A 25,988-nucleotide genomic window follows, 5' to 3' on the forward strand; every position below is an offset into this window, starting at 1 on the left:
ATAATGTATGAATGATGGACCGGCGTGTCAATCGGCTCGGTCGGCGACCAGCCCCGGATTACCCGCGGTCGGCCGCATGCACCAGCCGTCCGTCCTGGTACACCGCGAGGATCCGTTTGCCCAGATCCCGGACGTCGAGGGGATCGCCGTCGACGACGACGAGATCCGCGCGCTTGCCGGGAGTCAACGAGCCCAGTGAGGAACCGAGGCCCATCAGGTTCGCCGCGGACAGTGTCGCGGCGTGCAAGGCGTCGGCTGGGCGCATGCCCTGTTCGACCAGGAGTTCCAGTTCCAGCAGGTTCTCCCCGTGCGGGTACAGCGGCGCGTCGGTGCCCATCGCGATCGGGACGCCCGCCTCGACTGCGCGCCGAACGCTGCTTTCGGTGCGTTCCTTGATCTTCTCGACGATGTGGTCGGGATAGCCCGCTGCCCCGGCTTCGACCGCTTGCCGCAGACCGACTCCGGCGCTGAGGGTCGGCACCAGCCAAGTGCCGCGCTCAGCCATCATCTCGAGCGTCTCGTCGTCCAGGAAATGGCCGTGTTCGATGGAGCGGACCCCGTTGCGGACGGCCGCCTTCGCCCCGTCGCCGTGAGCGTGGGCCATGACGTGCAGTCCCGCCGCCGCTGCTTCGGTGACCATCATGGCGATCTCGTCGTCCCGGAAGTGCGCGATCTTCGGCCCGGCGCCGCCGGACACGACGCCTCCGCTCGTTGCGGCTTTGATGACGTCGGCACCCGCGCGGACCAGCTCCCGGACCTTGCGGCGGATCTCCTCCGGGCCGTCCACGACGACCGGCGGGCGGCCCGGGTGCGGCGGCAGCAGGTCCACCACGCAGGTCGAGGGCCACCACGGGTCGCCGTGCCCGCCCGTCTGGCTCAGCATGTTCAGCGAGATCTGCATGCGGGGCCCGGCGATCAGCCCGCGCTCCTGCGCCACGCGCATCCCGAGGTCGGCGCCCGCCGCGTCCCGGACGGTGGTGACGCCCGCGGCCAGCGTCCGCGCCATGTTCCGCGCGCCGTCGTAGAACTGGAGCGAAAACGGCTGTTGCACGCTCTCGAAGAGATCCGAACTCGTCATCGTGAGGTGCACGTGGCAGTCGATCAGGCCGGGCAGCACTCCCCGGCCGGTGCAGTCGACTTCCTCGTCGCCGTCGAGGCCGGTCCCGACATCGACGATCCGGCCGTTTTCGACCGCCACGTCCGCCGAATCCGCGCACCGCGACGGCGCGTCGAAGAGAGTTCCGCCGCGGAAAACAGTGCGCTTCACCGGCCCGCCCCGTTCACGGCCGGCTGGTCCCGGTCCATCGTGGTCCCCCTTCTCGCTGCTTGCTTTCGGATGAGCGGAGCCAGCGCGAACAGCAGCAGAGCCAGCACGACCGCGCCGGCGCCGAGCGCGCCGAAGTAACCTGCCGCCGAACGGGCGTCGTAGAACTTCACCAGCTGGGCGCCGATGCCCTGCCCGGCCGCGTTCGACGACAGCCACAACCCCATCGTCTGCGTCGCGAACGCCGCGGGCGCCAGCTTCGTCGTCGCGGACAGCCCGATCGGCGAGAGGCACATTTCGCCGACGGTGACCACGGCCAGGCTCCCGGCCAGCCACAGCGGGTTCGTCTGCCCCGGATGCGCCGCGGGCACCACCATCAGCAGGTACGACAGGCCGGCGATCGCCAGTCCCGCGGCGAACTTGTGCGCGGTCGACGGCGAACGGGGCGAACGGTCCAGCCGCAGCCACAGCATCGCGAACAGCGGCGTCAGCACGATCAGCACCAGCGAGCCGACCGACTGGAACCACGACGCCGGGATAGCGAAGCCGAAGGCGTCGAGATCGGTGCTTTCGCCCGCGTACTGCGCGATCACCGTCGCGCCCTGTTCCTGGATGCACCAGAACGCGACCGCCGCGACGAACATCGGAATGTAGGCGCGGACCCGGGCGCGTTCGGCCGCGGTGGTGCGCGAACTGCGCAGCATGACCGTGAAGTAGCCGACGGGAAGCGCGATCGCCAGCACGCTGATGAGATTGACGGCACTGTCGGCGTCGAGGACTCCGGTGCTGACCGTCACCGCCGCCAGCACGGCCAGCACAGCGATTCCGGCGACGACCGCGACGAGCCGCGACCGCGGGACCTCGGCCAGCCGCAACGGGTTCTTCGGACTGTTGCTCACCGGGTTGAGGCGCCGCTGCGACCGGAGATAGACCACGAGACCGGCCGCCATGCCGATCGCGGCGATCCCGAAACCGGCGTGGTAGTCGTAATCCTGGCCCACCGTGCCGACGACCAGCGGAGCGGCCACCGCGCCGACGCTGATGCCCATGTAATAGATGCTGAACCCGGAGTCGCGCCGCGGATCGCCGGCCGCGTAGAGATCGCCGACCGACGACGAAATCGCCGGTTTCAGCAAGCCGGTCCCGACGGCGATGAAGACCATCGAAGCGAACAGCGCGCCGGCGCCCGCCGGGACGGCCAGGCAAATGTGCCCGCACATGATCAGGAACCCGCCGACGAGAGTGGTCCGGCGGTCGCCGAGCAGCCGGTCGCTGATCCAGCCGCCCAGGATCGCCGCCAGGTAAATGGCCGAACCGTAGACCGCGATCAGCGGCTTCGCGCTCTCCGGCCGCAGGCCGAGTCCGCCGTCGGACAGCCGGTCGGTCATGTAGTAGAGCAGCAGCGCGCGCATGCCGTAGTAGGAGAACCGCTCCCACGCCTCGGCGAAGAACAGCCCCACCAAGCCGCGGGGCTGACCGAAGAACGCCCGTTCCTTCCCCATGCCCACCGCACCTTCCGCGTCGACCGCCGCTCCGATGGGAGCAGACGGTACATCTGCCGAATGCGGCAATCAATAGCCGATTCGGCGAGCGAAAGCCGATAGTTACGCCGTTTCGTCTTCCGACATGCCTCCCAGGGGGAAGATTCGCCGACCGAGGGGGAATCAGCTAGGTTCTTCCCCGTGCCAGGAAACCCCGACGACGTCGACGAGCTGCTCGTCCGCGCGCTGCAACAGGACGGGCGCGCGTCGTTCGAGACGCTGGCCCGGCTGGTCGGGCTCGCCCGCTCCACCACCAAGGCGCGGGTGCAGCGGCTGATCGAGGAGGGCGGGCTCCGGCTGATCGGCGCGATCCATCCGGCGGTGTTCGGGCTCCATCAGCTCGGGCACGTGATCGTCGAGACCGAGGGAGCCGCCCGCCCGGTCGCCGAACGGATCGCGGCGCTCGGCGAGACCTCGTTCGTCACCACGACCGCGGGCCGGTTCGCGGTGACGGCCGAACTGCGCGCCGCCGACCTGGAGTCCTTCGCGGAGGGGCTGGCCCGGGTGCAGGCCGTCCCCGGCGTCCGGGCGGCGCAGGCGATCACGTACCTGCGGGTCTGGAAGGACCCCTATTTCCCGCCGGGACCGCTGGAGAGCCCCGGACCGCTCGCGGACCTCGAACTGGACGACGTCGACCACCTGCTGCTCGCGCAGCTGCGCGACGACGGGCGCGCGTCGTTCGCCGAACTGGCGAAAGCGACCGGGCTTTCCCCGGGAGCCGCGCGGGCCAGGGTGCTCCGGCTGCTCGAGTCCGGCGTCGTCCACATCGGAGCGCTGGTGCGGCTCAGCCGCTCGACGCGCACCCACACCATCGGTTTCGCGGTGCACGCGACCGGCGACACCGAACCGGTCGCCCGCCGGATCGCGGAGTTCGGGAACATCGACTGTTTCGCGACCGGAGTGGGATGGTGCAACGGAATCGGCAGCATTCAGGCGCAGTCCCCGGACGAGGTGCTGGACACGCTCGAACGCCTGCGGGAGCTGCCCGGCGTGCGCGCGATCGAGTCCTGGAGCCACCTGCGGGCGGTCAAGGAGGAGAATGACCGCCCGCTCACCGCCGTCGGCACCGGGCAGGGCTGAGCAGCCCGTCTATCCACTGTGGACGATCCCGAGCCGCTGCCGCTCCATCAGTTCGGCGCCTGGAACCCGCCGATCCGCTCCTCCAGCAGCTCTGCCAGCCGCAGCGGGGTCCGGTCCTCGAACATCGGGCCGACGACCTGCACCCCTACCGGCAGGCCCTCCGGCGAGAAGCCCGCGGGCATCGCCGTGGCGGGCAGGCCCGGCATGGTGGCGACGCCGGCCCAGACCAGCTGGTCGAAGAACGGGTACTCGACGCCGTCGATGTCGATCCGGCAGGCCAGCAGGTCGGGGTTGTGGTCGTGCGGGAACGCGGGTGTCGGCGTCACCGGGCAGACCACGGCGTCGAACTCGGCGAAGAACTGTCGCCAGCCGTGCCGGTGCAACTCGCGGCGGTGGTTCACCCCGAGCCAGTCGCGGTGGCTGAGCACCAGTCCGCGCAGGCGCGCCGCGTCCAGGCTTTCGTCGGTTGCGCTCAAGGCGGCGGCACGAGCCTGCAGCTGCTCGTAGGCGTCGACCGGGAAGCGCGCGACCGAGCCGGAGAACAGCAGCTGGGTGTAGAGGGTCGCGGCTTCGGCCAGGTCGGGCAGCAGCGGGCTGTGTCGTTCGACCCGGGCGCCGGCGTCGGCGAGTGCGTCGGCTACCCGGTTCACTCCGGCCCGCACCGCGGCGCCGGTCGGGATGAAGGGGTGCTCGTCAAGGATCAGGACGCGGAAGTCGCTCAGCTGCTCGTGGCGGGCGGGCGGCAAGGCCAGGTTGTGCGCGACGCCGTAGGTAAGCGGGTCCGGCCCGGCCATGACGTCGAGCAGCATCGCCAGGTCGCGGGCAGTGCGCGCCATCGGCCCGACGACGGCGAGGTCCAGGTCGAGCGGCAAGGGCAGTTCGTTCGGCAGGACCATGCCGCGGTTCGCCACCAGGCCGAGGGACGGCTTGTGCCCGTAGACACCGCAGAAATGCGCGGGGGTGCGCAGCGAACCGCCGATGTCGGAACCGATGGACAGGGTGCCGAAGCCCGCCGCCAGGGCCGCCGACGATCCGCCGGAGGAGCCGCCCGGGGTGCGGTCGTGGTCCCAAGGGTTGTTGGTGGTGCCGTAGACCGGGTTGGAGCTCTGCAAGCCCTGAAGTCCTAAGGGGACGTTGGTTTTGCCGAGGATGACCGCGCCGGCGTTCTTGAGCCGCGACACCTGGACCGCGTCTTCGGCGGGCATGAAGTCCCGGTGCTGCGGCATGCCCCAGGTCGTGGGCAGCCCGGCGACGTTGTAGCACTCCTTGACGGTCACCGGGATTCCGAGCAGTGGCCGGTCTTCGCCGCGGGCACGCGCCCGGTCGGCCTCGTGCGCGGCGGTGCGGGCACGGTCGAAGTCCGGTGTGCAGATCGCGTTGAGTGCCTTGTCTTCCCGCTCGATGCGGGCGATCGCCTCGTCGGTCAGCTCCGCCGAGGTTGTTTCGCCTGCCCGCATGGCGGCCGCGAGTTCTCCGGCCGACTGAAAGTTCCGCTCCATGAATTCGACCGTAACGGGTACCCGGTGGAGCCATAAAACATTAATTCGCGCAACGGGTCAGTGGTCCCAGAATCCCTGTTTTTCCAGCAACGCCACCGCTCGCTCGCCCGCGTCGGCGAGGTGCTTCTCCACCAGGGTGCGCGCCCGGCCTGCCGAGCGGGCGGACAGTGCGTCCAGGATCAGCCGGTGGTCGTCCCGGGCCTTGACAGCCCAGTCCTCGTGTGCCTCGTAAAACCCGTGCGAGACGGTTTTGACGAGGATTCCCAAGAGCGACAGGAGACGGCGCGAGTCGGCGGCGTAATTGATTCGCCGGTGGAATTCGTAGTTCAGCCGTTCCTGCTCGCCACTGTCCACTGCGGACTCCATCCGGTCCGCGAGATCGTGCAGCGCCTGGAGGCTTTCCGGGGAGAGGTTCTTCGCCGCGCGCTCCGCGGCCAATCCGGACACGACGCCGAACACGCGGAAATGGTCCCGGATGTCGTCGCGCGTCATCCGGGCGACGAACGCGCCCCGGCGGGCGATGTGCTCCACCACGCCCTCGTGGTCGAGCGTGATCAACGCTTCGCGGACCGGGAGTTTGCTGATGCCGAGTTCGTCGGCCAGCGCTTCCTGGTCGATCTTCGCCCCGGCGCGCAGCTGCCCGGAGAAGACCCGCCGCCGGATTTCCTGCGCGGCCATCGCCTTGAGGTTCGCCGGGCCGGTGCGGCGCGGTCCGGCACTCGCGGTCTCGGGCATCGCCACTACCTTCTCCCTCCTCATGCGCGGCTGTATCGGATCAAGTATTACACGACCGGGGCACGCTCGGGAGGCTCTGTCACTCGCGCCCGAAGCGCCCGTCAAGCGAAGAAACCGCCGTTGACCTGGAGAACCATGCGGGCCGAGCGTCGCCCGGGAGTGTGAGCCATTCGATGATTTCTGATAAAGTATTTTCCAGCGAGGCGGTCTGGGTCATAGTGGGAGGCATGGCAGCAGCGGTTACCCCCGAGGACTTCCGGCCCATCCTGGAGCTGGTGCGCGACTTCGTCCGGGCGAAGGTCGTCCCGCGCGAGCAGGAGATCATGGACGGCAACGCCATCCCCGACGACCTGCGCGGGCAGGCCGCCGAGATGGGCCTGTTCGGCTACGCGATCCCCCAGGAATGGGGCGGGCTCGGGCTCGACCTCACCCAGGACGTCGAGCTGGCGATGGAGTTCGGCTACACGTCGCTCGCGCTCCGGTCGATGTTCGGCACCAACAACGGCATCGCCGGACAGGTGCTGGTCGGCTTCGGCACCGACGAGCAGAAGAGCCAGTGGCTGGAGCGCATCGCCTCGGGCGAGGTCGTCGCGTCGTTCGCGCTGACCGAGCCCGGCGCCGGGTCCAATCCCGCCGGGCTGCGCACCAAAGCGGTGCGCGACGGCGACGACTGGGTGATCGACGGGCAGAAGCGGTTCATCACCAACGCGCCGATCGCGGACCTGTTCGTCGTCTTCGCGCGCACCCGTCCCGCGGACGACTCCGGGCCGGGCATCGCGGTGTTCCTCGTGCCCGCGGACACGCCGGGCCTGGAAGTCGGGCCCAAGGACAAGAAGATGGGCCAGGAGGGCGCCTGGACCGCGGACGTCACCTTCTCCAACGTCCGAGTGCCTGCCTCCGCGCTCGTCGGCGGCAACGAAGACGACGGGTACCGCGCCGCGATGACCTCCCTCGCGCGGGGTCGCGTGCACATCGCCGCGCTCGCCGTCGGTTCCGCGCAGCGGGCGCTGGACGAGTCCGTCGCATACGCCGCTTCGGCGACGCAGGGCGGTCAGCCGATCGGCGATTTCCAGCTGGTGCAAGCAATGCTCGCGGATCAGCAGACCGGCGTGATGGCCGGCCGCGCGCTGGTGCGGGAGACCGCCGCGCGCTACGTGTCCGGTGAGGACCGCCGGATCGGGCCGTCGGCCGCGAAGCTGTACTGCACGGAGATGGCGGGCAAGGTCGCCGACCTCGCGGTGCAGATCCATGGCGGCACCGGGTACATGCGCGACGTGCCGGTCGAGCGGATCTACCGCGACATCCGGCTGCTGCGGCTTTACGAAGGCACCAGCGAAATCCAGCGCCTCATCATCGGCGGCGGCCTGGTCCGGCAGGCGAAGAAGGCACAGAAATGACCAGCCGCGCGGCCACGCGGGCGCGGGAAGCGACAACCCTCCTGTTCGTCCCGGGCGACCGGCCGGAGCGGTTCGGCAAGGCGATGGCGGCCGGGCCGAGCCTGGCCGTGCTCGATCTGGAGGACGCCGTCGCGCCGGAACGCAAGGTGTACGCGCGGGAACAAGCCGTCGCGTGGCTCGAGGAGAACCCCGAGTGCGCGGTGCGGGTAAACGCCGCCGGCACCGCCTGGCACGACGAAGACCTCGCCGTGCTCAGGCGGCGCCGGTGCACCGTGATGCTGCCGAAGGCCGAACCGGCGACGACGCGCGCCGCGGCCGAGCAGCTCGGCGTTCTGCCGGTGGTGATCGCGCTCGTCGAAACCGCGCGCGGCGTGCTGGACGCGCGGGAGACCGCCACCGTGCCGAACGTGCAGCGTCTCGCGTTCGGCAGCTTCGACCTCGCCGCGGAGCTGGGGGCCGATCCGGCGGACCGGGACGCGTTCGTCGCCGCGCGGGGCGCGCTCGTGCTCGCCTCCGCCGCGGCGGGACTGCCCGGGCCGGTCGACGGCGTCACCGCGGACCTGGACAACGAGCTGCACCTCACCGACGAAGTCCATTACGCACGGCGGCTCGGCTTCGCCGGAAAGCTGTGCGTGCACCCGAAACAGGTGCCCGTCGCCGCCGCGGCGCTGCGTCCGACGCGCGAGGAAGTCCGCTGGGCGCAGTCGATCCTCGACGCCGGCGCGGACGGCGCGGTCGCGGTGAACGGGCAGATGGTCGACAAGCCGGTGCTGGAGCGCGCCCAGCGCGTCCTCCGGCAGGCACGAGAAGGGAACGGGCGATGACGCTCACCGACGACGAACAGCAGATGGTCGCCCTGGTCGCGGAGTTCGTGGACGAACGGGTCCGGCCCCGGGTCCGCGAGTTCGAAGCCGACGACATCTACCCCGCCGAGTTCATCGACGAGATGAAGAAACTCGGCTTCTTCGGGCTGCTCGTCCCGGCCGAATACGGCGGCGTCGACGTCAGCACCGCCTGTTTCGCCCGCGTCACCGAAGAACTCGCGCGCGGCTGGATGAGCCTGGCGGGCGCGATCGGCGGGCACTCCGTCATCACTTATCTGATCAAGACCTTCGGCACCCCGGAGCAGCGCGAGAAGTACCTGCCCGCCATGGCCGAGGGGCGGATCCGCGCGACGATGGCGCTGACCGAACCCGGCGGCGGCAGCGACCTCCAGGCGATGCGCACCCAGGCCGTGCCGGGCGACGAGGGCTACACGATCACCGGCTCGAAAACCTGGATCTCCAACGCCGCGCACTCCGGCCTGATCGGCCTGCTGTGCGTCACCGACCGCGACGCGAAACCCGCGCACCGCGGCATGAGCGTCCTGCTCGTCGAACCCGGCGACGGCCTCACCATCTCCAAGAAACTGCCCAAGCTCGGCTACCGCGGCGTCGAAGCCTGCGAACTCGTCTTCGACGGCCAGCAGGTGCCCGCGGACGCGGTTCTCGGCGGCACGCCGAACCAGGGCTGGTCGCACATGATGCGCGGGCTGGAAGTCGGCCGGATCCAGGTCGCGTCGCGCGCGCTGGGCGTCGGGCAGGCCGCGTTGAACGACGCCGTCCGCTACGCCCAGGAACGCGAATCCTTCGGCAAGCCGATCTGGAAACACCAGTCGGTCGGGAACCTGCTCGCCGACATGGCCACGAAGATGCGCGCCGCCAGGCTGCTCACGGTGGACGCCGCGGAGAAGCTCGACGCGGGCGAACGCGCGGACATGGAAGCCGGGATGGCCAAGCTGTTCGCGTCGGAAACCGCGATGCAGGTCGCGCTCGACGCCATCCGCGTCCACGGCGGCTACGGCTACTCCCGGGAGTACGACGTCGAACGCTACTTCCGTGACGCGCCGCTGATGATCGTCGGCGAGGGCACCAACGAAATCCAGCGCAACGTCATCGCCGCGCAGCTCGTGGCGCGCAACAAGATCTGAGGGAACCCCATGACTCTGCTCAACGGCCGGACCGCTGTCGTCACCGGCGGCGCGCAAGGCATCGGACTCGCCATCGCCCAGTTGTTCGTCGCCCAGGGCGCCCGCGTGGTGCTCGGCGACATCGACGGCGACGCGGCCGCGAAAGCCGCGGACAGCCTGGACGGGGAAGCAGTCGGCGTCGCCTGCGACGTGACCAAGTCCTCCGATGTGGACGCCCTGCTGGCGGCTGCCGCCGAGTCGTTCTCGCCGGTCGACGTGTTCGTCAACAACGCGGGCATCACCCGCGACGCGACGATGCGGACCATGACCGAGGACGAGTTCGACCAGGTCATTTCCGTGCACCTCAAGGGAACCTGGAACGGCACCCGCAAGGCCGCCGCGATCATGCGCGAGCGCAAGAGCGGCGCGATCGTGAACCTGTCGTCGCTGTCGGGCAAGGTCGGCATGGTCGGGCAGACGAACTACTCCGCCGCGAAAGCGGGGATCGTCGGGCTGACCAAGGCCGCGGCGAAGGAGATGGCGCACCACGGCGTCCGGGTCAACGCGATCCAGCCCGGCCTGATCCGCACCGCGATGACCGAGGCCATGCCGCAGAAGGCGTGGGACCAGAAGATGGCGGAGATCCCGATGCGCCGCGCGGGCGAGGTCGGCGAAATCGCTTCGGTGGCGTTGTTCCTCGCCTCCGACCTGTCGTCGTATATGACCGGCACGGTGCTCGAGGTGACCGGCGGGCGGTTCATGTGACCGGCTGGGAACCGCACGCGGTCACGACCGCGGAGCTGGTCGACCCGGCCCCGGTCGCGGCGCTGGCCGCGCTCTTCGACAACGGGCTGCCCGCGCCGCGGCCGGGCGACGACCTGCCGCCGCTGTGGCACTGGGTCGCGCTCCCCCACTGGCCGGTCTCCTCCGGGCTCGGCCCCGACGGGCACCCGGCGCGCGGCACGTTCCTGCCGCCGGTCGACCTGCCGCGGCGGATGTTCGCCGGCGGCGAGGTGAGCGTGCACCGGACCCCGAAGATCGGCGAGACGGTGACCCGGCGGTCCATTGTGGACTCGGTGACCGAGAAGTCCGGCCGTTCCGGGAAGCTGGTGATCGTCGTGGTGCGGACCGTGCTGTCCGGGGTGGACGGTTCGCCGCTCGTCGAGGAACGGCAGGACCTCATCTACCGCGAAGCGGGCGCGACCACGTCCGACGCAGCGCCCGTGGAACCTGCGGAGCTGGCCGGAGCCCCGTTCCGCCGCACCGAAGACGGCTGGGACTTCGCCACCGACCCCACCCTGCTGATGCGCTTCTCCGCCGCCACCGCGAACGCGCACCGCATCCACTACGACTGGCCGTACGCGACCCGGGTCGAGGGCTATCCCGGCCTGGTCGTGCACGGGCCGCTGATGTCGCTCGCGCTGGCCGAGGTGCTGCGCCTGGACTCCCCCGACGCCCGGGTGACCCGGCTGGCGCACCGCAACCTGGCCCCGCTGTGCTGCGGCCAGCCCGCGCACCTGCGCACCGAACCGCGTCCCGGCGGCGCGACCCTGACCCTCGTCGGGGACGCCGGACCGCGCACCAGCCTCGAAGCCGACTACCACGAGGAAGGCACTCCCCATGCGTGACGCCGTCATCTGCGAACCTGTCCGCACCCCGATCGGCCGCTTCGGCGGTTCGCTCAAGAGCGTGCCCGCCGCCGACCTCGGCACGATCGCGCTGAAAGGCCTGCTGGAGCGCACCGGCCTGCCCGCCGACGCGATCGACGACGTCATCCTCGGCCACTGCTACCCCAGCGCCGAAGCCCCCGCGATCGGCCGCGTCGTCGCGCTCGACGCCGGGCTGCCGGTCACCGTGCCGGGCATGCAGGTCGACCGCCGCTGCGGTTCCGGACTGCAGTCGGTGCTGCTCGCCGCGCTCCAGGTGCAGGCGGGCGCGAGCGACCTGATCGTCGCGGGCGGCGCGGAAAGCATGTCCAACACCGTCTTCTACGCCAACGACCTGCGCTGGGGCGCGAGCGGCGCGGGCGTCCACCTGCACGATTCCCTCACCCGCGGCCGCCAGACGCCGGGCGGCAAGCACTACCCGGTGCCCGGCGGGATGCTGGAGACCGCGGAGAACCTGCGGCGGCAGTACGGCATCACCCGCGAGGAACAGGACCGGCTCGCCGCCGCCTCGCATCAGCGGGCCGTCGCCGCGCAGCAGTCCGGGGTGTTCGCCGAGGAGATCGTCCCGGTGCCGGTCGAGACGCGGAAGGGCACCGTCGTCGTGGACACCGACGAGCACCCGCGCCCGGACACGACCGTCGAAACGCTCGCCAAGCTGCGGCCGGTGCTGGGCAAGCAGGATCCGGAGGCGACGGTCACCGCGGGCAACGCCAGCGGCCAGAACGACGCGGCCGCGGTGTGCGTCGTGACCACCCGCGAACGCGCCGCCGAACTGGGCCTGCGCCCGCTCGTGCGGCTGGTCTCGCACGGCGTCGCCGGGGTCGAGCCGAAGGTGATGGGCATCGGCCCGGTGCCCGCTTCGGCGCTCGCGCTGGAACGCGCCGGGCTGAAGATCTCCGACATCGACCTGATCGAACTCAACGAGGCGTTCGCCGCGCAGGCGTTGGCATGCACCCGCGAATGGGGCTTCGGCGAGTCCGACTTCGACCGGCTCAACGTGCACGGTTCCGGGATCTCGCTGGGCCACCCGGTCGGCGCGACCGGCACCCGGATTCTCGCCACGATGGCGCGGGAAATGCAGCGCCGCGAGGCCCGGTACGGGCTGGAGACGATGTGCATCGGCGGCGGGCAGGGCCTGGCCGCGGTGTTCGAGCGCGTCACGGCATGACCCGCGTTTTCGGCTCGGCGGACGAGATGCGGGCCGCGCTGGGCGAGGAGATCGGGCCGACCGCATGGTTCGCCGTCGGCCAGGCGCGGATCGACGCGTTCGCCGAGGCCACCGGCGACCGCCAGTGGATCCACATCGATCCCGAGCGGGCCGCGAACGGGCCGTTCGGGGCGACGATCGCGCACGGGTTCCTCACGCTTTCGCTGATCCCGTACTTCAGCGCGCAGCTGGTCCGGCTCGATTTCGGGTCCGCGCGGATCAACTACGGGCTGGGCAAGGTCCGCTTCCCGGCACCGGTTCCGGTCGGGTCCCGGCTGCGCGCGAGCGCGTCGTTCGCCGACGTGAAAGACGGCACCGCCGGGATCACCGTGACCACGCGGTACACGGTGGAACTCGAAGGCGCGGCGAAACCGGCGTGTGTCGCCGAAACCTTGGTGGTCGTGGCCTGATGACCGAGTTCTGCCAGCTGGACGAAGCCGTCTTGCGGCATGTGCGCGAGGGCGACGCGCTGCACGTCATCCTCGGGCACAGCCGCTGGAGCGCGCTTGTCCGGGAGATCGCGCGGCAGCACTGGCACCGGCCGTCGCGGTTCACGCTGATCATGGCGAGCCTGTCGTCGCTCGGCGCGGTGCTGTTCCGCTCCGGGTGCGTGGAGAAGGTCGTGACTGTCTACTCGGGAGACTCGTTTCCCGTCTTCACGCCGAATCCGGTGTTCCAGCAGGCGTACGCGGACGGTTCGGTCGAGGTCGAGAACTGGTCATTCCTGAGCTACATCCAGGGGTTGCGCGCCGCGGCCACCGGCGTGCCGGCCGTGGTCACCGGCTCGGTGCGCGATTCTTCGATGGCTGAGAACCCTGGTTACGCGGAGGTCGACACGCCGTTCGGCCGCGTCGGACTGGTCGCGCCGATCACCCCGGACGTCGCGATCGTGCACGCCGCGGTCGCCGACCGGCAAGGCAATCTGGCCATCGCGCCGCCGATGTTCGAGGGCTCGATCGGCGCGTTCGCCGCGCGGCGCGGAGTCCTCGCGACGGTGGAGAAGGTCGTCGACGACCTGCGGCCGTGGGCTTCATTCGTCCGTGTTCCGGCGCACCGCGTGCTGGCCGTGGTCGAGGCTCCGTTCGGCGCTCATCCCGGCGGGGTCTTCCCCGGCAGCGAGAACGCTCGGTTGCCCGTCGACGGCTACGCCGAGGACGTCGAATTCTGGATCGCCGCCCGGGAAGCCAGCCGTTCGGCGGACTTCGACGACTGGATCCGCGAATGGATCCTCCTCGACCACGACGCTTACCTGGCGAAACTCGGTCAAGCGCGGCTGGATCGGCTGACCCGCACCCTCGGGCAGCCGACCCCGCCCACCCGCCGCGGCGACCACACCGGGCCGGTGACCCGGCCGGAACGCGCGGCGACCTGGCTCGCCGCACTCGTCCGGTCGCGGATCGCCGAAACCCGAGCCGACGGCGTACTGGCCGGCGCCGGGCTCGCGAACCTCGCCGCCTGGGTGGCCGTCGAACAGGCGAAGGCGGACGGGCACGAGGTCGCGCTCGCGGCCGAACTCGGTCTGTGGGACTACTCCCCGACGCCCGGCGACCCGTTCATCTTCAGCTTCGCCAACTTCCCGTCGTCCTCGATGCTGCTCGACACCGAACAAGCGCTCGGGACGCTCATGAACGGCCCGGCCACGAAGTCGATCGCCTGCGTCGGAGCGGCGGAAATCGACCGCCGCGGCAACATCAACACCACCCGGATCGACGGCGGCCCGTACCTCGTCGGTTCGGGCGGCGGCAACGACGTCGTGACCGGCGCCGACGAGACGTACATCGTCGGGACGATGAGCCCGCGACGGTTCATCGAAAGCTGCAGCTACGTCACCAGTCCCGGCGCGCGGGTCCGGGCGGTGGTCACCGACCTCGGCATCCTGACCCCGCGCGACGGCGAACTCGTGCTCACCGCGATCGCGCCCGGTCCGGAGCCGCTGGGCGACCGCATCGCGCACGTCCGGTCGCGCTGCGGCTGGGACCTCGCGGTGGCGGACGACCTGAGCGAACTGCCCGAGGTGACCGCGGACGACGTCGAGCAGTTGCGGAAATACGACCGCGAGGGCTTGTTCCTCGGCGACGGCAGGAAAGGAGCGGCATGAGTCGCTACGCACAGTTCGAGAACCTGCGGGTCGACGGCCCGGACGAGGACGGCGTCGTCGAACTCGTCCTCGACGCCCCGAATCTCAACGCGGTGAGCGAAGCCGCGCACGCCGATCTCGCCGACGTCTGGCGCGAGTTCGACCGCGACCCGGCGGTGAAAGCCGTCCTGCTGCGCGGCGAAGGCAAGGGTTTCTCCGCCGGCGGGTCCTTCGACCTGGTCGAAAAACTCGCCACCGACTTCGAAGCGCGCTCCCGCACCATGCGCGAGGCCCGCGATCTGGTCTACAACGTGATCGACTGCTCGAAGCCGATCGTCTCGGCGATCCACGGCCCCGCCGTCGGCGCCGGGCTCGTCGCCGGAGTGCTCGCGGACGTCTCCGTCGTCACCGCCAACGCGAAGATCATCGACGGCCACACCCGGCTCGGCGTCGCGGCGGGCGACCACGCGGCGGTGTGCTGGCCGCTGCTGTGCGGGATGGCGAAAGCCAAGTACTACCTGATGACCTGCCGCCCGCTGAACGGCGCCGAAGCCGAGCGGATCGGCCTGGTGTCGCTGTGCGTCGAGGACGAAGCCGAGCTGCTGCCGACCGCGCGGGAGATCGCGCACGAGCTGGCATGCGGCGCGCCCACTGCGATCCGGTGGACCAAGCAGAGCCTCAACCTCTGGTACCGGCAGCTCGCGGGCGCGATCTTCGACTCCTCGCTGGCACTGGAGTTCTACGGCTTCGGCGGCCCCGAAGTGCACGAGGGCCTCGCGTCGCACCGCGAACGCCGCAAGCCGGACTTCTCCCGGGTGCACGACGCATGAATCCCGCACTGCTGGAGGGATTGCGCGTCGTCGAGCTGTCCGCCTACGTCGCTACGCCGCTGTGCGGGCTCACGCTCGCCCAGCTCGGCGCGGACGTCGTTCGGGTCGAGCCGCTCGGCGGAGCCGCCGACCGCACGCGCTGGCCGTTGTCCGACTCCGGGACCAGCCTGTACTGGTCCGGGCTGAACAAGGGAAAACGCGCGGTCGCCGTCGATCTGGAGTCCGAAGTGGACCGCCGCCGGGTCGCCTCGCTGATCCTCGACGGCGGCCCGTGCGTGGTCGTGACGAACACTTCGCGGCACGCCGATCTCGGGTACGAGGCACTGAGCGCGCAACGGCCGGACCTCATCCACGTCCTCCTGGACGGCCGAGCCGACGGCGGCGCCGCGGTCGACTACACCGTGCAGGCCGCGACCGGCTTCCCGCTGCTCACCGGCACCGGATCCGAGCCGGTCAACCACGTGCTGCCCGCCTGGGACGTCTGCGCCGGGCTGTATCTCGCGGTGGGCCTGCTGGCCGCCGAACGGCACCGGCAAGTCACCGGCCGCGGCCGATCGATCCGGGTCGCGCTGGAGGACGTCGCCCTCGCCACCGCCGGGAATCTCGGCTATCTCGCCGAAGCGCAGCTGACGGACCATTCGCGGACCAAGTCCGGCAACGAGATCTACGGGACCTACGGCGACGATTTCGAGACCGCCGACGGTGTCCGCGTGATGATCGTGCTGCTCACCGAACGGCACTGGCAGAAAATGCTCGCCGCGACCGGGCTGTCCGACGCCTTCGCCGGATTGAGCGAGGCGCTGGGGATCTCGTTCGCCACCGAGTCCGACCGGTACCGGCACCGGGACGTGATCACGCCTCTGCTGGCCCGGTGGTTCGGGCAGACCTCCTACGCGGAGGTGGCGGAAGTGCTTACGCGGCACCGAATTCTGTGGGAGCGCTACCGCAGCTTCGCCGAACTCGGCCGGGACGGCGGGGCGGCGCTGCGGGAGCTGGCTCTGTTCGGGAGGGTGGACCAGCCTGGGGCCGGGACGCATTGGGCACCGAAGTCTCCTGTGCAGGTGGACGGGGCGCGGCTCGATCCTCAGCCTGCGCCGGACGTCGGCCAGCACAATGCTGCGGTGCTGCCTCCGACTCAGGGATAGCTGTCGCCTGCCGTGGGCGCCCTCCCGTTCGACCGGGGGCGAACGCACGTTTATCCCCGTCCGATGCGGCAAACCCTCCGGTGACCGCACCGACGACGAGGAGACCGGACATGACCGCACCCGGGCCCGAACCGGACGACGTGCCGGGTCTCGAACCGGGCGGTTCCGTACCGCCCGGCGACACCCCGCCCGACGCCGGGCAGACTTCGGGGCTTTCGCATCCGCAGCCGATGCCGTCGCGCAAGCTGCCCGCCCGGTGGCTTGCCATTGTGGCGATTCTCGTGCTGGTGGTGGCCGCGTTCTTCGTGCTGCGCGCTGTCGATTGGTTGTAGGGCAGCGTTCGGGGAAATTCGTTTCTAGCGTTGCTGCGGTGTCCCTACTGTGCCGTGGTGACGACTAACGTGATCATGCTCAACGGCGGTTCCAGCTCGGGGAAGTCCGGGATCGCTCGGTGCCTGCAGGCGGTTCTGCCGGATCCGTGGCTGGCCTTGGGGACGGACACACTAGTTCAGGCGATGCCCGCGGCCATGCGGGCTTCGAACGCCGGGATCGAGTTCGCTCCGGACGGAAAGGTGCTCGTCGGGCCGGAGTTCCGGGCGCTGGAAGCGGCATGGATCGAGGGGATCGCCGCGATGGCCCGCACGGGTGCCCGGGTCATCGTCGACGAGGTCTTCCTCGGCGGAACGGAGTCGCGAAATCGATGGCAGAAGGCTTTGGGCGGCTTGCGGGTGCTGTGGGTCGGCGTCCGCTGCGACAGCGCGGTCGCCGCGGGTCGTGAAGTCGCCCGAGGCGATCGGGTCATCGGCATGGCGGCCGCCCAGGCTGAGGTAGTCCACCGGGGCATGGTCTATGACCTGGAGGTGGACACCACGCGTACCGAGTCGCTGGAGTGCGCTCGGACGATCGCCGCGCAGGTCGGCTGATCGGCCTGTCGCGGCCGAGCGGTTTGCGAGTGATCTCCGCCGGGAATTCGCGCCGCGAGGTGATCGACGTGGTGCGAACCGATGTGCCGGCGAGGATGGACCGGCTGCCTTGGTCGTCGTGGCATTGGCTGATGCTCGTCGGGCTGGGCACGGTGTGGATCCTCGACGGGCTCGAGGTGACCATCGTCAGCGCGCTGTCCGACCGGCTGACCGAACCCGGCAGCGGGCTCGTGCTGTCCGGGACCCAGGTCGGGCTCGCGACCTCGTGCTACGTCACCGGCGCGGTCTGCGGTTCGCTGGTTTTCGGGTATCTCACCGACCGCTGGGGCCGGAAACGCCTCTTCCTGCTGACCCTCGGCCTCTACCTCCTCGCCACCGTGCTGACCGCGTTTTCCTTCGCCCCATGGTGGTTCTTCCTCATGCGGTTCCTGACCGGCGCGGGCATCGGCGGCGAGTACGCGGCGATCAACTCCGCGATCGACGAACTCGTGCCCGCCCGCTGGCGCGCCACGGTGAGCCTCGCGGTCAACGGCTCGTACTGGTTCGGCGCGGCGGGCGGTGCGGCGCTCAGCCTGGTGCTGCTCGACGTCGGCCTGATCCCGGCGTGGCTGGGCTGGCGGCTGGCGTTCGGGCTGGGTGCGGTGCTCGGCCTGTTCATCCTGATTGTCCGCCGCACCGTGCCGGAAAGTCCGCGTTGGCTGTTCACGCACGGCCGTGCCGAGGAGGCCGACCACGTCGTCACCGGCATTGAAGACCGCGTCCGGAAAGCGACCGGCGAACGGCTCGAACCGGTCGACGACACCATCGAGGTCGAGGAGCACACGCGCACCAGCCTGACCGAGGTCGCGGTGACACTCGTGCGCAGCTACCCGAGACGGACGTTGCTCGGGCTCGCGCTCTTCGTCGGGCAGGCGTTCCTGTACAACGCTGTCTACTTCACCCAAGGCCTGGTGCTGAGCCGGTTCTTCGGCGTTTCCAGCGGATCCGTCGGGCTCTACCTGGTGCCGCTCGCGGCGGGCAGTTTCGTCGGCCCGCTGGTGCTCGCGCGGTTCTTCGACTCGATCGGCCGCCGTCCGATGATCATCACCAGCTACCTCGGCTCCGGCGTGCTGCTGGTCGGGACCGGGCTGCTGTTCCAAGCCGGAGTGCTCTCCGCGGTCACCCTGACGATCGCCTGGTGCGCGGTGTTTTTCCTGGCTTCGGCCGGAGCCAGCTCCGCGTACCTCACGGTGTCGGAGATCTTCCCGCTCGAGGTGCGCGCGCTGGCGATCGCCATTTTCTACTCCGTCGGCACCGGCCTCGGCGGGATCATCGGGCCGGTGCTGTTCGGCAGCCTGGTCGAAACCGGCGTCGTGGGCAACGTCGCTTTCGGCTACTACCTGGGCGCGGGCATGATGATCGCGGGCGGTCTTGCCGAGTCGGCGCTGGGGATCCGGGCTGAACGGCGCTCGCTCGAATCGGTCGCCCAGCCGTTGTCGGCCAAGGCGGCGGCGGGATGAACGCCCCGGCGCGCAAGATCGCGGGCGCGAACCGCCGTCGACGCCGGGACGCCGCCGACGCGGTGCCGTGGTCGCTCCGGGTCGCGGCGGCGGCCAGCTGGCGGTTCCTGGTCGTCCTGACCATGCTCGGGGTCATCGCGTGGACGCTCGGCTACCTCGCGCAGGTCACCGTCCCGATCGGGATCGCCCTGCTCCTGTCGGCGTTGTTCGCGCCGCTGGTGGAGCGGCTGGTGCGCTGGCACGTGCCGCGCGCGCTGGCGACGCTCGTCGCGATCGTCGTCGGGCTCGCCGTCCTCGGCGGGGTTCTCGCGCTGGTGATCACCACGGTCACCGCGAGCCTTCCGCAGCTGGGCGACCAGGTCGGAGCCAGTCTGGCGCGCATCAACAACTGGCTCCAGCACGGGCCGCTGCACCTGCCGCAGGTGCAGCAGCTCCTCGACAAGGCGGTCAGCGCGATCCAGGGCAACACCGCCGAACTCACCGGCCGGGTGCTCTCCACCGCGGCGACCGTCGGCGGCGTGCTGACCGAGATGCTGCTGACGCTGTTCGTGCTCGTTTTCTTCCTGTACAGCGGCAATCAGGTGTGGCACTTCCTGCTGCGGATCGTGCCGGTCTCCCTTCGCGACGAAATCGACGTCGCCGGCCGCCGCGGGTTCGCCTCGCTGGTCAGCTACGTGCGCGCGACCGTCGCGGTGGCCTGCGTGGACGCGGTCTGCATCGGCGTCGGCATTTGGCTGGTCGGGGTCCCGCTCGCGGTGCCGCTGGCGGCGCTGATCTTCATCGGCGCGTTCGTGCCGATCATCGGGGCGGTGGTGACCGGCGCGGTCGCCGTGCTGATCGCCCTGGTCGCCAACGGATTCGTCGCGGCGGGCATCGTGCTCGCGATCGTCGTCGCGGTGATGCAGCTCGAAAGCCATGTCCTGCAGCCCTTCCTGCTCGGCCGCGCGGTCCGGCTGCACCCGCTGGCGGTGGTGCTGGGCATCGCGCTCGGCCTCGAGGTCGCCGGGATCGTCGGGGCCCTGCTCGCGGTGCCGATCCTCGCCGTCGCCAAGGCCGCGTTCGGGTCCCTGCTGCGCGACCCGCATCTGGACCCGGTCGGCATCGACCCGCTGCAGCCGGCCAACGCGCGCACGACCGGACGATCAAGGGTTTCGGCCGTGCGGAGGCGGGTAACCGCACGTCGGAGGGACTCTGATGACGAGCTTGATCACTGACAGCGCAGACGGCACGGCACCGCGGCGAGGACCTCTCGAACGCGGGTTTCCGCTACCCCGGTCCGCACCGCCGACGGTTTCCTCGACGCTGCACCGGCTTTCCTCGATGGCGTCCTTGCGGGCATGGGAACAGCGCTCGACGCCCGCGTTGATGCACCAGGCGATCCTGGACGGCGTGAACGCTCGCCACGCCGCCGAAGCAGCGCACTTGAGCGTCGAGGAAGCACACGTGCGGTGGGGCGATTGGGCGGCGAAACAGCTGGCCCCGCAGCGTCCCGGGGTCGCGGCAGAGCTGCCGGTGCAGCAATTCCTCAACGTGCACGCGGCTTTCGCGGCGGCACTCGCCGGAGAAGACTCGCGTTAACCGCGCAGGTCCGCCTCCAGCGCCGCCGCAGTTGCGCGCAGCGACGCGACCAGCGTGGGCAGCTGATCTTTCCGGTACCGCACGCTCGGCATCGACACCGACAGCCCGGCGACGACCACCCCGTCCGCTCCGTGCACCGGCACGCCGACCGCGACCACTCCCCGTTCCGATCGGCCCTGGTTCAGCGCGAAGCCGCTGCGCCGCACACGCGCCAGGTCAGCCCGCAATTCCGCCGGGTCCGGCCGCTCGCCAGGCTTGTCGACCGCGTAGAGCTCCTCCACCTGGTCCGGCGGCAGCTCGGCGAGCAGCAGCAGACCGGCCGTCGTCTGATGCACCGGGAAAACCATCCCTTCGCGTGAACCTACCCGCAGCGCCTGCGAGCATTCGACGCTCGCGATGAACCGGGCCGTGTCCCCGGTCCGGACGGTCAGGTTCACCGACTCGTCCAGCAGGTCCACCAGGCGCCGCAGGTGCGGGAGCGCCGCTGCGCGCAGCTTCGACGCGGCCGACTGCGAATGCGCGGCCAGCTCCAGGACCGGCCCGACCCGATAGGCGCGGTTGGCGTCCTGAACGGCGAAATCGCGGTAGACGAGCATGGCGAGCAGCCGGTGCGCGGTCGAGGGTGCCACGCCGATCCGCTCGGCCACCTCGGACACCGTCAACGGGCCTTCGAGCTGCAGCATCGCTGCGATCCGCAGGGCGTTGTCGACGCTCGCCACCGCGTACGGCGGCGGTGCCTTGAACCGTTTGTCCATCGGGGCTGCCTTTCCGCACACCAGAATCCCGTTTTCCGCAGAACGGGACAGGCCCACCATAACCCCATGACCAGCACTCCAGCGCGAACTCCCGTTCAGCTCGCCGCGGTCGACGCACCGGACCAGCCCGCGGTCACGCCCGCGCTGCGGGACCTCTACCGCGGCTTCGAACAGGAACTGCTCGTTCCGTTGTGGACGGAGATCGGCGACCTGATGCCCGCGCACCCGCGCTCGCGGGCGGTGCCGCACCGGTGGCAGTGGGCGAACCTGCTCCGGCTCGCCGAGCAGGCGGGCGAGATCGTGCCGGTCGGGCGCGGCGGCGAACGGCGCGCGATCGCGCTCGCCAACCCCGGGCTCGGCGGCCGTCCGTTCGCGACTCCGACGCTGTGGGCGGCGATCCAGTACCTGATGCCCGGCGAGGACGCGCCCGAGCACCGGCACACGCAGAACGCGTTCCGGTTCGTCGTCGAGGGCTCGGGCGTGTGGACGGTCGTCGGCGGTGACGCGGTTCCGATGCGCCGAGGCGATTTCCTCCCGCAGGCGGGCTGGAACTGGCACGCGCACCACAACGCCACCCGCGAGCCGATGGCCTGGCTCGACGGCCTCGACATCCCGTTCCAGTACGGCATCGACGCGCAGTTCTTCGAGTTCGGCCGCGAAGCGATCAGCGACGACGAGCGGATCTCCCCCGAACGGTCCCGTTCCGAACGGCTGTGGGCGCACCCGGGCCTGCGGCCGCTGTCCGTCGGCTCGGTCGCGCCGGGTTCGCCGTTGCTGGCGTACAAGTGGGAGCACACCGACGCCGCCCTGCGGGACCAGCTGCAACTGGAGAAAGAGGGCTACGGCGGAACAGTCGAGCCGGGTCACGCGGCGGTGCGGTTTTCCAACCCGCACAACGGTTCCGACGTCCTGCCGACCGTCCGCGCCGAGTTCCACCGCGTGGCGCGCGGCACCGAGACCGCGCCCGTGCGGGAGACCGGCTCGTCGGTCTGCCAGGTGTTCGACGGCTCCGGCACGGTGACCGTCGGCGACATCACCTGGGCAGTTTCGCGCGGGGACCTGTTCGTCGTCCCGTCGTGGCAGCCGTTCTCCGTGAAGTCGGAGGCCGGTGCCACCGATTCCGACTCCGGCGCCCTTGATCTGTTCCGTTTCTCGGACGCGCCCGTCTTCGAGGCGCTCCACCTCGACCGTCAGGAGACCCTCCGATGAAGCTCGCCACCCTCCGCGTCGACGGCGGCACGCGCGCCGTCCGCCTCGACGGAGACGTCCTGGTCGACCTCGGCTCCCCCGATCTCGGCGCGCTTTTCGCCCAGGACGGCTGGGAAACGCACGCCGCCCAGGCGACCGGCCGGACCTGGCCCGCCGAGGGTGCGGATCTCGCCCCGGTCGTGCCGCGTCCGTCCAAAGTGGTCTGCGTCGGGCACAACTACACCAACCACATCAAGGAAATGGGCCGTGAGCTGCCCGCGTACCCGACGCTGTTCCCCAAGTTCGCCGACACCCTGACCGGCCCGGCCGACCCGATCGTCAAGCCGCCCGAGACCGACGCGCTCGACTGGGAGGTCGAACTCGTCGTCGTGGTCGGCAGGACCGTGCGGCGCGCGAGCGAGGACGAGGCCGCGGCGGCGATCGCCGGGTTCACCGTCATGAACGACGTCTCGGTCCGCGACTGGCAGTTCCGCACCATCGAGTGGACGCAGGGCAAGATCTGGCAGTCCTCGACGCCGGTCGGCCCGTACGTCGTCACGCCGGACGAGGTCGGCGGCGTCCGGCCCGCGCTCGAGGTGAAGACCACAGTGGACGGTCGCGTCATGCAGCAGGACGACACCGGCACGCTGCTGTTCGACCCGGTGCACCTGGTGCAGTACATCTCCACGATCGTCCAGCTCAACCCCGGCGACCTGATCGCGACCGGCACGCCCGCCGGGGTCGGCCACGCCCGCGATCCGAAGATCTACCTGACCGGCGGCGAAACCGTCGTCACCGAGGTCGCCGGGATCGGCGCGTGCGTGAACCAGATCGTGAAGGAATCCTGATGGCACCCGGCGACGCGCGGAACTGGGTCTCGTTCGGGACCGAGCTTTTCCTCACCCACGCGAAAGACCTGTCCGGATCGAGCGCGCTCCCCCGCTGGTCCCGCAAGCACCTCGCCGCGCACGTCGCGGCCAACGCGGACGCCCTCGGCAACCTCGTGCACTGGGCGCGGACCGGCGAGCGCACCCCTATGTACGCCTCGTCGGACCAGCGGAACGCCGATATCGAAGCGGGCTCGCAGCTGTCCGAAGCCCAGCTCACGTCGTGGCTGCGGGATTCGGCGCGCTCGCTGGAATCCGCGATGGCCGAGCTGACTCCGGAACAGTGGCAGGCCGAGGTGGTCACCGCGCAGGGCCGGACGGTTCCCGCCACCGAGATCCCGTGGCTCCGGGCCCGCGAGGTGTGCGTGCACGCGGTCGACCTCGGCACCGGACTGGCGTTCGCCGACCTGCCGGAGGCGTTCCTGTCCGCCCTCGTCGCCGAAATCCAGCCCAAACGCGGTCTCGGTGCGCTGCCGGACGGTCCGCTGCCCGACGTCGCGGCGTACCTGGCCGGGCGGCCGCATTCGCTGACCGGGGTCCCCGACCTCGGCCCCTGGTTGTGAGGAGATCCCATGGACACCCCTGACGTGCTCGTCGTCGGCGGCGGGATCGGCGGGCTGAGCACCGCGTTCGCGCTGTCCCGGCTCGGGCTGCGGGTCCGGGTCCTGGAGCAGGCGAAGGAATTCGGCGAGGTCGGGGCCGGCATCCAGCTCGCGCCCAACTGCACCCGGATCCTCGACGCCTACGGCCTGCTCGACACCGCGAAGGCGCGCGGCGTCGTCCCGGACCGGATGGTCATGCGCGACGCCGTCGACGGCCGCGACCTGACCGCGCTCGACCTGCGCGACCTCGAACGCCGCTACGGCTTCCCGTACCTGGTCATCCACCGCAGCGACCTGCACCGGCTGTTCCTCGACGCCTGCCGCGACGCGGGCGTCGAACTCCTCACCGAGCAACGGATCGTCTCGTACACGCCGGACCCCGCGACCGCAGTGACCGACGACGGCACCGTGCACACCGCGCCGGTCGTGATCGCCGCTGACGGCCTGCACTCCGTCGCCCGGAAGCACTTCGCGGACGACCAGCCCGTCTCGTCGGCGTACGTCGCTTATCGCGGCACCGTGCCGATCACCGAGGTCGGCCGTCCGGTCGATCTGTCGGAGGTCGTGGTGTACGTCGGGCCACGGTGCCACTTTGTCCACTATGGACTACGCGGCGGCGATTTGCTCAATCAGGTAGCCGTTTTCGAGTCTCCGAAGGCGGTGGCGGGCCTCGACGACTGGGGCACGCCGGACGAGCTGGACGCCGCCTTCGCCGCGACGTGCGACGAGGTGCAGGCCGGGATCCCGCGGATGTGGCGGGACAAATGGTGGCGGATGTACGACCGCAACCCGATCTCCACCTGGGTTGACGGCCGCCTCGCCCTGCTCGGCGACGCCGCGCACCCGCCCCTGCAGTACCTGGCTCAAGGCGCGATCATGGCCATCGAGGACGGCTGGGTGCTGGCCGAGCACATGAAGCGGCTGGGAGATTGGGACGGTGCACTGGCCGCGTACGAGGCGGTCCGGACGGAACATTGCCGCCGGGTCGTGCTGACCGCCCGGGCCTGGGGAAACCTGTGGCATCTGGATGGTGTCGCGCGGGAGCAGCGCAATACTCTGCTGCGCGCCCGCGCGACGGACGATTACGCGTTCACCGACTGGCTGTACGGGCCGACAGCCCTATTCCCCGAGGACGAACCAACGATGTTCGAGCCGGTCCCGCTGTCCACAGCGGACGATCTGACGGCTACTCGATAACCACAACCGGCGGTGAACAACCCGTTCACCGCCGGTTTTTTCGTTCAGACCAGCTTCTCCGCCAGCCGACGGCAGCCCTCCACCAGCGCGACCGCGTGCTCGTCCCGCTGCGCTTTCGTCATCCGCCCGGTCGGCGCCGCGACGCTCAATCCGCCCAGCAGCGGACCGTCCGGACGGGCCACCGCGCAGCCGATCGAGCTGACACCGTCCTCGCTCTCGCCGGCGTTGAGCGCGTAACCGCGCCGCCGGATCCGCTCGATCTCGGCCAGCAGCGCGCTGCGGCTCGTCATGGTCTTCGTGGTGACCTGGCCCAGGACGTCGTCCGGGTAGCGCTGGGCGATCTGGTCGTCGGGCAGGTGCGCGAGCATCGCTTTGCCCAGGCTCGTCGCGTGCGCCGGAAGCGTGCGGCCGACGCGGCCGGACACCCGCAGCGCCCGGTCGCTCTCGATCACGTCGAGGAAGCGGACCTGGTTGCCCTCCAGGGAACCGAGGTGCACGGTCTCGCCGGTGGTTTCGGACAGCCACTGCAGCACCGGCCGCGCGACCGCCCGCAGGTCCATCTGGTTCACCACCGACAGTCCGATTTCGACCAGGGCCGGACCGGCGCGGTAGACGCGGCTGGCCGGGTCCTGGTCGACGAACCCGTGGTGGACGAGCATCGCCATCAGCCGGTGCGCGGTCGACTGCCCGACCCCCAGCGCGTCCCTCGCGTCGGACAGCCGCAGCTCCCGCGTGGCGCTGAACATCCGCAGCAGCCGCAGCGCGCGGTCGACGGATTCGATCGGGTACTGGGGCGCGGGCCGCGCGGGACCGGCTTCGGCAGCGGATGTCTGCATAGCAGACATGGTATCTGGACCAGGGAGTTTGCGGGTGCTTCCGGGGAGAAAACTTGGCACGATTTCTGGATAACAGAATCAGAGTCCGCAGGCTAGACTTCGGGCCGGGTCGCGGGGTTAGCATGAACCGACG

General features: G+C 70.4%; 26 protein-coding genes. 20 read left to right on the top strand and 6 right to left on the bottom strand.

The features are described 5' to 3' along the window. Positions 1-58: 58 nt before the first annotated feature. Together EIZ45_RS14715 and EIZ45_RS14720 are read right to left on the bottom strand one after the other, a co-directional pair. The gene (locus tag EIZ45_RS14715) at positions 59-1,267 is read right to left on the bottom strand and encodes an amidohydrolase family protein (RefSeq protein ID WP_134662815.1); all 1,209 of its coding nucleotides are present in this window, start codon (positions 1,265-1,267) and stop codon (positions 59-61) included. Further along, a complete protein-coding gene (locus tag EIZ45_RS14720) occupies positions 1,264-2,766 on the bottom strand; it encodes a peptide MFS transporter (protein ID WP_134662816.1) in 1,503 nt (500 codons plus the stop codon). The genes EIZ45_RS14715 and EIZ45_RS14720 overlap by 4 nt, the downstream gene beginning before the upstream one ends. A 180-nt stretch (positions 2,767-2,946) precedes the next feature. Between EIZ45_RS14720 and EIZ45_RS14725 the strand changes: the two genes are divergently transcribed. Beyond that, entirely contained in the window at positions 2,947-3,885 is a 939-nt protein-coding gene (locus tag EIZ45_RS14725; protein ID WP_134662817.1) for an Lrp/AsnC family transcriptional regulator, read from the top strand. Between the two features lie 47 nt (positions 3,886-3,932). On the opposite strand, the gene EIZ45_RS14730 is transcribed toward EIZ45_RS14725, so the two are convergent. Then, on the bottom strand, positions 3,933-5,384 hold the full coding sequence (locus tag EIZ45_RS14730; protein WP_134662818.1) for an amidase: 1,452 nt from the start codon (positions 5,382-5,384) through the stop codon (positions 3,933-3,935). Between the two features lie 57 nt (positions 5,385-5,441). Next, entirely contained in the window at positions 5,442-6,119 is a 678-nt protein-coding gene (locus tag EIZ45_RS14735) for a GntR family transcriptional regulator (protein ID WP_134662819.1), read from the bottom strand. A gap of 227 nt (positions 6,120-6,346) precedes the next feature. Between EIZ45_RS14735 and EIZ45_RS14740 the strand changes: the two genes are divergently transcribed. The 15 genes from EIZ45_RS14740 (at position 6,347) to EIZ45_RS14810 (ending at position 20,390) form a co-directional block, all read left to right on the top strand. Then, the gene (locus EIZ45_RS14740; protein WP_037806283.1) at positions 6,347-7,516 is read left to right on the top strand and encodes an acyl-CoA dehydrogenase family protein; all 1,170 of its coding nucleotides are present in this window, start codon (positions 6,347-6,349) and stop codon (positions 7,514-7,516) included. After that, complete coding sequence (locus tag EIZ45_RS14745; protein ID WP_134662820.1) at positions 7,513-8,340, top strand: CoA ester lyase; 828 nt, start codon at positions 7,513-7,515, stop codon at positions 8,338-8,340. The genes EIZ45_RS14740 and EIZ45_RS14745 overlap by 4 nt, the downstream gene beginning before the upstream one ends. Beyond that, complete coding sequence (locus tag EIZ45_RS14750) at positions 8,337-9,485, top strand: acyl-CoA dehydrogenase family protein (RefSeq protein ID WP_134662821.1); 1,149 nt, start codon at positions 8,337-8,339, stop codon at positions 9,483-9,485. Before EIZ45_RS14745 ends, EIZ45_RS14750 begins: the two co-directional genes overlap by 4 nt. A 9-nt stretch (positions 9,486-9,494) precedes the next feature. After that, positions 9,495-10,229, top strand: coding sequence for a 3-oxoacyl-ACP reductase FabG (gene fabG, locus EIZ45_RS14755; RefSeq protein WP_134662822.1), 735 nt, complete (start codon positions 9,495-9,497; stop codon positions 10,227-10,229). Then, positions 10,226-11,092 carry a MaoC family dehydratase N-terminal domain-containing protein gene (locus tag EIZ45_RS14760; RefSeq protein WP_134662823.1) on the top strand — a complete coding sequence of 289 codons (867 nt, stop codon included), beginning with the start codon at positions 10,226-10,228 and terminating at the stop codon, positions 11,090-11,092. Before fabG ends, EIZ45_RS14760 begins: the two co-directional genes overlap by 4 nt. Continuing rightward, positions 11,085-12,299, top strand: coding sequence for an acetyl-CoA C-acetyltransferase (locus EIZ45_RS14765; RefSeq protein ID WP_134662824.1), 1,215 nt, complete (start codon positions 11,085-11,087; stop codon positions 12,297-12,299). Before EIZ45_RS14760 ends, EIZ45_RS14765 begins: the two co-directional genes overlap by 8 nt. Continuing rightward, the gene (locus EIZ45_RS14770; protein ID WP_134662825.1) at positions 12,296-12,748 is read left to right on the top strand and encodes a MaoC family dehydratase; all 453 of its coding nucleotides are present in this window, start codon (positions 12,296-12,298) and stop codon (positions 12,746-12,748) included. The genes EIZ45_RS14765 and EIZ45_RS14770 overlap by 4 nt, the downstream gene beginning before the upstream one ends. Further along, a complete protein-coding gene (locus tag EIZ45_RS14775) occupies positions 12,748-14,436 on the top strand; it encodes a CoA-transferase (protein WP_134662826.1) in 1,689 nt (562 codons plus the stop codon). The genes EIZ45_RS14770 and EIZ45_RS14775 overlap by 1 nt, the downstream gene beginning before the upstream one ends. Further along, positions 14,433-15,245 carry an enoyl-CoA hydratase/isomerase family protein gene (locus tag EIZ45_RS14780; protein ID WP_037806292.1) on the top strand — a complete coding sequence of 271 codons (813 nt, stop codon included), beginning with the start codon at positions 14,433-14,435 and terminating at the stop codon, positions 15,243-15,245. The genes EIZ45_RS14775 and EIZ45_RS14780 overlap by 4 nt, the downstream gene beginning before the upstream one ends. After that, positions 15,242-16,390 (top strand): CoA transferase, encoded by a 1,149-nt coding sequence (locus tag EIZ45_RS14785; protein WP_134662827.1) that lies wholly within the window; start codon positions 15,242-15,244, stop codon positions 16,388-16,390. Before EIZ45_RS14780 ends, EIZ45_RS14785 begins: the two co-directional genes overlap by 4 nt. 110 nt (positions 16,391-16,500) lie before the next feature. Beyond that, a complete protein-coding gene (locus EIZ45_RS14790) occupies positions 16,501-16,722 on the top strand; it encodes a DUF6480 family protein (RefSeq protein ID WP_037806294.1) in 222 nt (73 codons plus the stop codon). A gap of 57 nt (positions 16,723-16,779) precedes the next feature. Beyond that, a complete protein-coding gene (gene cpt / locus EIZ45_RS14795; RefSeq protein ID WP_240690617.1) occupies positions 16,780-17,313 on the top strand; it encodes a chloramphenicol phosphotransferase CPT in 534 nt (177 codons plus the stop codon). A 68-nt stretch (positions 17,314-17,381) separates the two neighbouring features. Further along, positions 17,382-18,812, top strand: coding sequence for an MFS transporter (locus EIZ45_RS14800; RefSeq protein ID WP_240690618.1), 1,431 nt, complete (start codon positions 17,382-17,384; stop codon positions 18,810-18,812). Further along, positions 18,809-20,026 carry an AI-2E family transporter gene (locus EIZ45_RS14805; protein WP_134662828.1) on the top strand — a complete coding sequence of 406 codons (1,218 nt, stop codon included), beginning with the start codon at positions 18,809-18,811 and terminating at the stop codon, positions 20,024-20,026. Before EIZ45_RS14800 ends, EIZ45_RS14805 begins: the two co-directional genes overlap by 4 nt. After that, positions 20,007-20,390: a hypothetical protein gene (locus EIZ45_RS14810; RefSeq protein WP_134662829.1), complete on the top strand. Its 384-nt coding sequence runs from the start codon at positions 20,007-20,009 to the stop codon at positions 20,388-20,390. Before EIZ45_RS14805 ends, EIZ45_RS14810 begins: the two co-directional genes overlap by 20 nt. Here the strand turns inward: EIZ45_RS14810 and EIZ45_RS14815 are convergent. Beyond that, positions 20,387-21,145 carry an IclR family transcriptional regulator gene (locus EIZ45_RS14815; protein ID WP_043838609.1) on the bottom strand — a complete coding sequence of 253 codons (759 nt, stop codon included), beginning with the start codon at positions 21,143-21,145 and terminating at the stop codon, positions 20,387-20,389. The genes EIZ45_RS14810 and EIZ45_RS14815 overlap by 4 nt on opposite strands. A gap of 66 nt (positions 21,146-21,211) precedes the next feature. Here EIZ45_RS14815 and EIZ45_RS14820 point away from each other — a divergent pair, with 66 nt between their 5' ends. From EIZ45_RS14820 to EIZ45_RS14835, 4 genes are read left to right on the top strand one after another with little or no spacing between them, the layout of a single operon-like run. After that, positions 21,212-22,354, top strand: coding sequence for a cupin domain-containing protein (locus tag EIZ45_RS14820; RefSeq protein ID WP_037806298.1), 1,143 nt, complete (start codon positions 21,212-21,214; stop codon positions 22,352-22,354). After that, positions 22,351-23,181, top strand: coding sequence for a fumarylacetoacetate hydrolase family protein (locus EIZ45_RS14825; protein ID WP_134662830.1), 831 nt, complete (start codon positions 22,351-22,353; stop codon positions 23,179-23,181). The genes EIZ45_RS14820 and EIZ45_RS14825 overlap by 4 nt, the downstream gene beginning before the upstream one ends. After that, positions 23,181-23,783, top strand: coding sequence for a maleylpyruvate isomerase family mycothiol-dependent enzyme (locus tag EIZ45_RS14830; protein WP_134662831.1), 603 nt, complete (start codon positions 23,181-23,183; stop codon positions 23,781-23,783). Before EIZ45_RS14825 ends, EIZ45_RS14830 begins: the two co-directional genes overlap by 1 nt. Before the next feature lie 9 nt (positions 23,784-23,792). After that, positions 23,793-25,019 (top strand): FAD-dependent oxidoreductase, encoded by a 1,227-nt coding sequence (locus EIZ45_RS14835; protein ID WP_205669895.1) that lies wholly within the window; start codon positions 23,793-23,795, stop codon positions 25,017-25,019. A gap of 44 nt (positions 25,020-25,063) precedes the next feature. Here the strand turns inward: EIZ45_RS14835 and EIZ45_RS14840 are convergent, their stop codons facing one another. Beyond that, positions 25,064-25,855 (bottom strand): IclR family transcriptional regulator, encoded by a 792-nt coding sequence (locus EIZ45_RS14840; RefSeq protein ID WP_063697846.1) that lies wholly within the window; start codon positions 25,853-25,855, stop codon positions 25,064-25,066. Between the last annotated feature and the right edge of the window lie 133 nt (positions 25,856-25,988).

This window comes from Amycolatopsis sp. CFH S0740 (genome assembly GCF_004522315.1).
GTDB lineage: Bacteria > Actinomycetota > Actinomycetes > Mycobacteriales > Pseudonocardiaceae > Amycolatopsis > Amycolatopsis nivea.

Excerpts from the sequence above, each read along its gene's own strand:
- EIZ45_RS14720 (WP_134662816.1), bottom strand. The coding sequence starts at position 2,766 with ATGGGGAAGGAACGGGCGTTCTTCGGTCAGCCCCGCGGCTTGGTGGGG.
- EIZ45_RS14730 (WP_134662818.1), bottom strand. The coding sequence starts at position 5,384 with ATGGAGCGGAACTTTCAGTCGGCCGGAGAACTCGCGGCCGCCATGCGG.
- EIZ45_RS14735 (WP_134662819.1), bottom strand. The coding sequence starts at position 6,119 with ATGCCCGAGACCGCGAGTGCCGGACCGCGCCGCACCGGCCCGGCGAAC.
- EIZ45_RS14740 (WP_037806283.1), top strand. The coding sequence starts at position 6,347 with ATGGCAGCAGCGGTTACCCCCGAGGACTTCCGGCCCATCCTGGAGCTG.
- EIZ45_RS14745 (WP_134662820.1), top strand. The coding sequence starts at position 7,513 with ATGACCAGCCGCGCGGCCACGCGGGCGCGGGAAGCGACAACCCTCCTG.
- EIZ45_RS14750 (WP_134662821.1), top strand. The coding sequence starts at position 8,337 with ATGACGCTCACCGACGACGAACAGCAGATGGTCGCCCTGGTCGCGGAG.
- fabG (WP_134662822.1), top strand. The coding sequence starts at position 9,495 with ATGACTCTGCTCAACGGCCGGACCGCTGTCGTCACCGGCGGCGCGCAA.
- EIZ45_RS14765 (WP_134662824.1), top strand. The coding sequence starts at position 11,085 with ATGCGTGACGCCGTCATCTGCGAACCTGTCCGCACCCCGATCGGCCGC.
- EIZ45_RS14770 (WP_134662825.1), top strand. The coding sequence starts at position 12,296 with ATGACCCGCGTTTTCGGCTCGGCGGACGAGATGCGGGCCGCGCTGGGC.
- EIZ45_RS14775 (WP_134662826.1), top strand. The coding sequence starts at position 12,748 with ATGACCGAGTTCTGCCAGCTGGACGAAGCCGTCTTGCGGCATGTGCGC.
- EIZ45_RS14780 (WP_037806292.1), top strand. The coding sequence starts at position 14,433 with ATGAGTCGCTACGCACAGTTCGAGAACCTGCGGGTCGACGGCCCGGAC.
- EIZ45_RS14785 (WP_134662827.1), top strand. The coding sequence starts at position 15,242 with ATGAATCCCGCACTGCTGGAGGGATTGCGCGTCGTCGAGCTGTCCGCC.
- EIZ45_RS14790 (WP_037806294.1), top strand. The coding sequence starts at position 16,501 with ATGACCGCACCCGGGCCCGAACCGGACGACGTGCCGGGTCTCGAACCG.
- EIZ45_RS14805 (WP_134662828.1), top strand. The coding sequence starts at position 18,809 with ATGAACGCCCCGGCGCGCAAGATCGCGGGCGCGAACCGCCGTCGACGC.
- EIZ45_RS14810 (WP_134662829.1), top strand. The coding sequence starts at position 20,007 with ATGACGAGCTTGATCACTGACAGCGCAGACGGCACGGCACCGCGGCGA.
- EIZ45_RS14815 (WP_043838609.1), bottom strand. The coding sequence starts at position 21,145 with ATGGACAAACGGTTCAAGGCACCGCCGCCGTACGCGGTGGCGAGCGTC.
- EIZ45_RS14820 (WP_037806298.1), top strand. The coding sequence starts at position 21,212 with ATGACCAGCACTCCAGCGCGAACTCCCGTTCAGCTCGCCGCGGTCGAC.
- EIZ45_RS14825 (WP_134662830.1), top strand. The coding sequence starts at position 22,351 with ATGAAGCTCGCCACCCTCCGCGTCGACGGCGGCACGCGCGCCGTCCGC.
- EIZ45_RS14830 (WP_134662831.1), top strand. The coding sequence starts at position 23,181 with ATGGCACCCGGCGACGCGCGGAACTGGGTCTCGTTCGGGACCGAGCTT.
- EIZ45_RS14835 (WP_205669895.1), top strand. The coding sequence starts at position 23,793 with ATGGACACCCCTGACGTGCTCGTCGTCGGCGGCGGGATCGGCGGGCTG.
- EIZ45_RS14840 (WP_063697846.1), bottom strand. The coding sequence starts at position 25,855 with ATGCAGACATCCGCTGCCGAAGCCGGTCCCGCGCGGCCCGCGCCCCAG.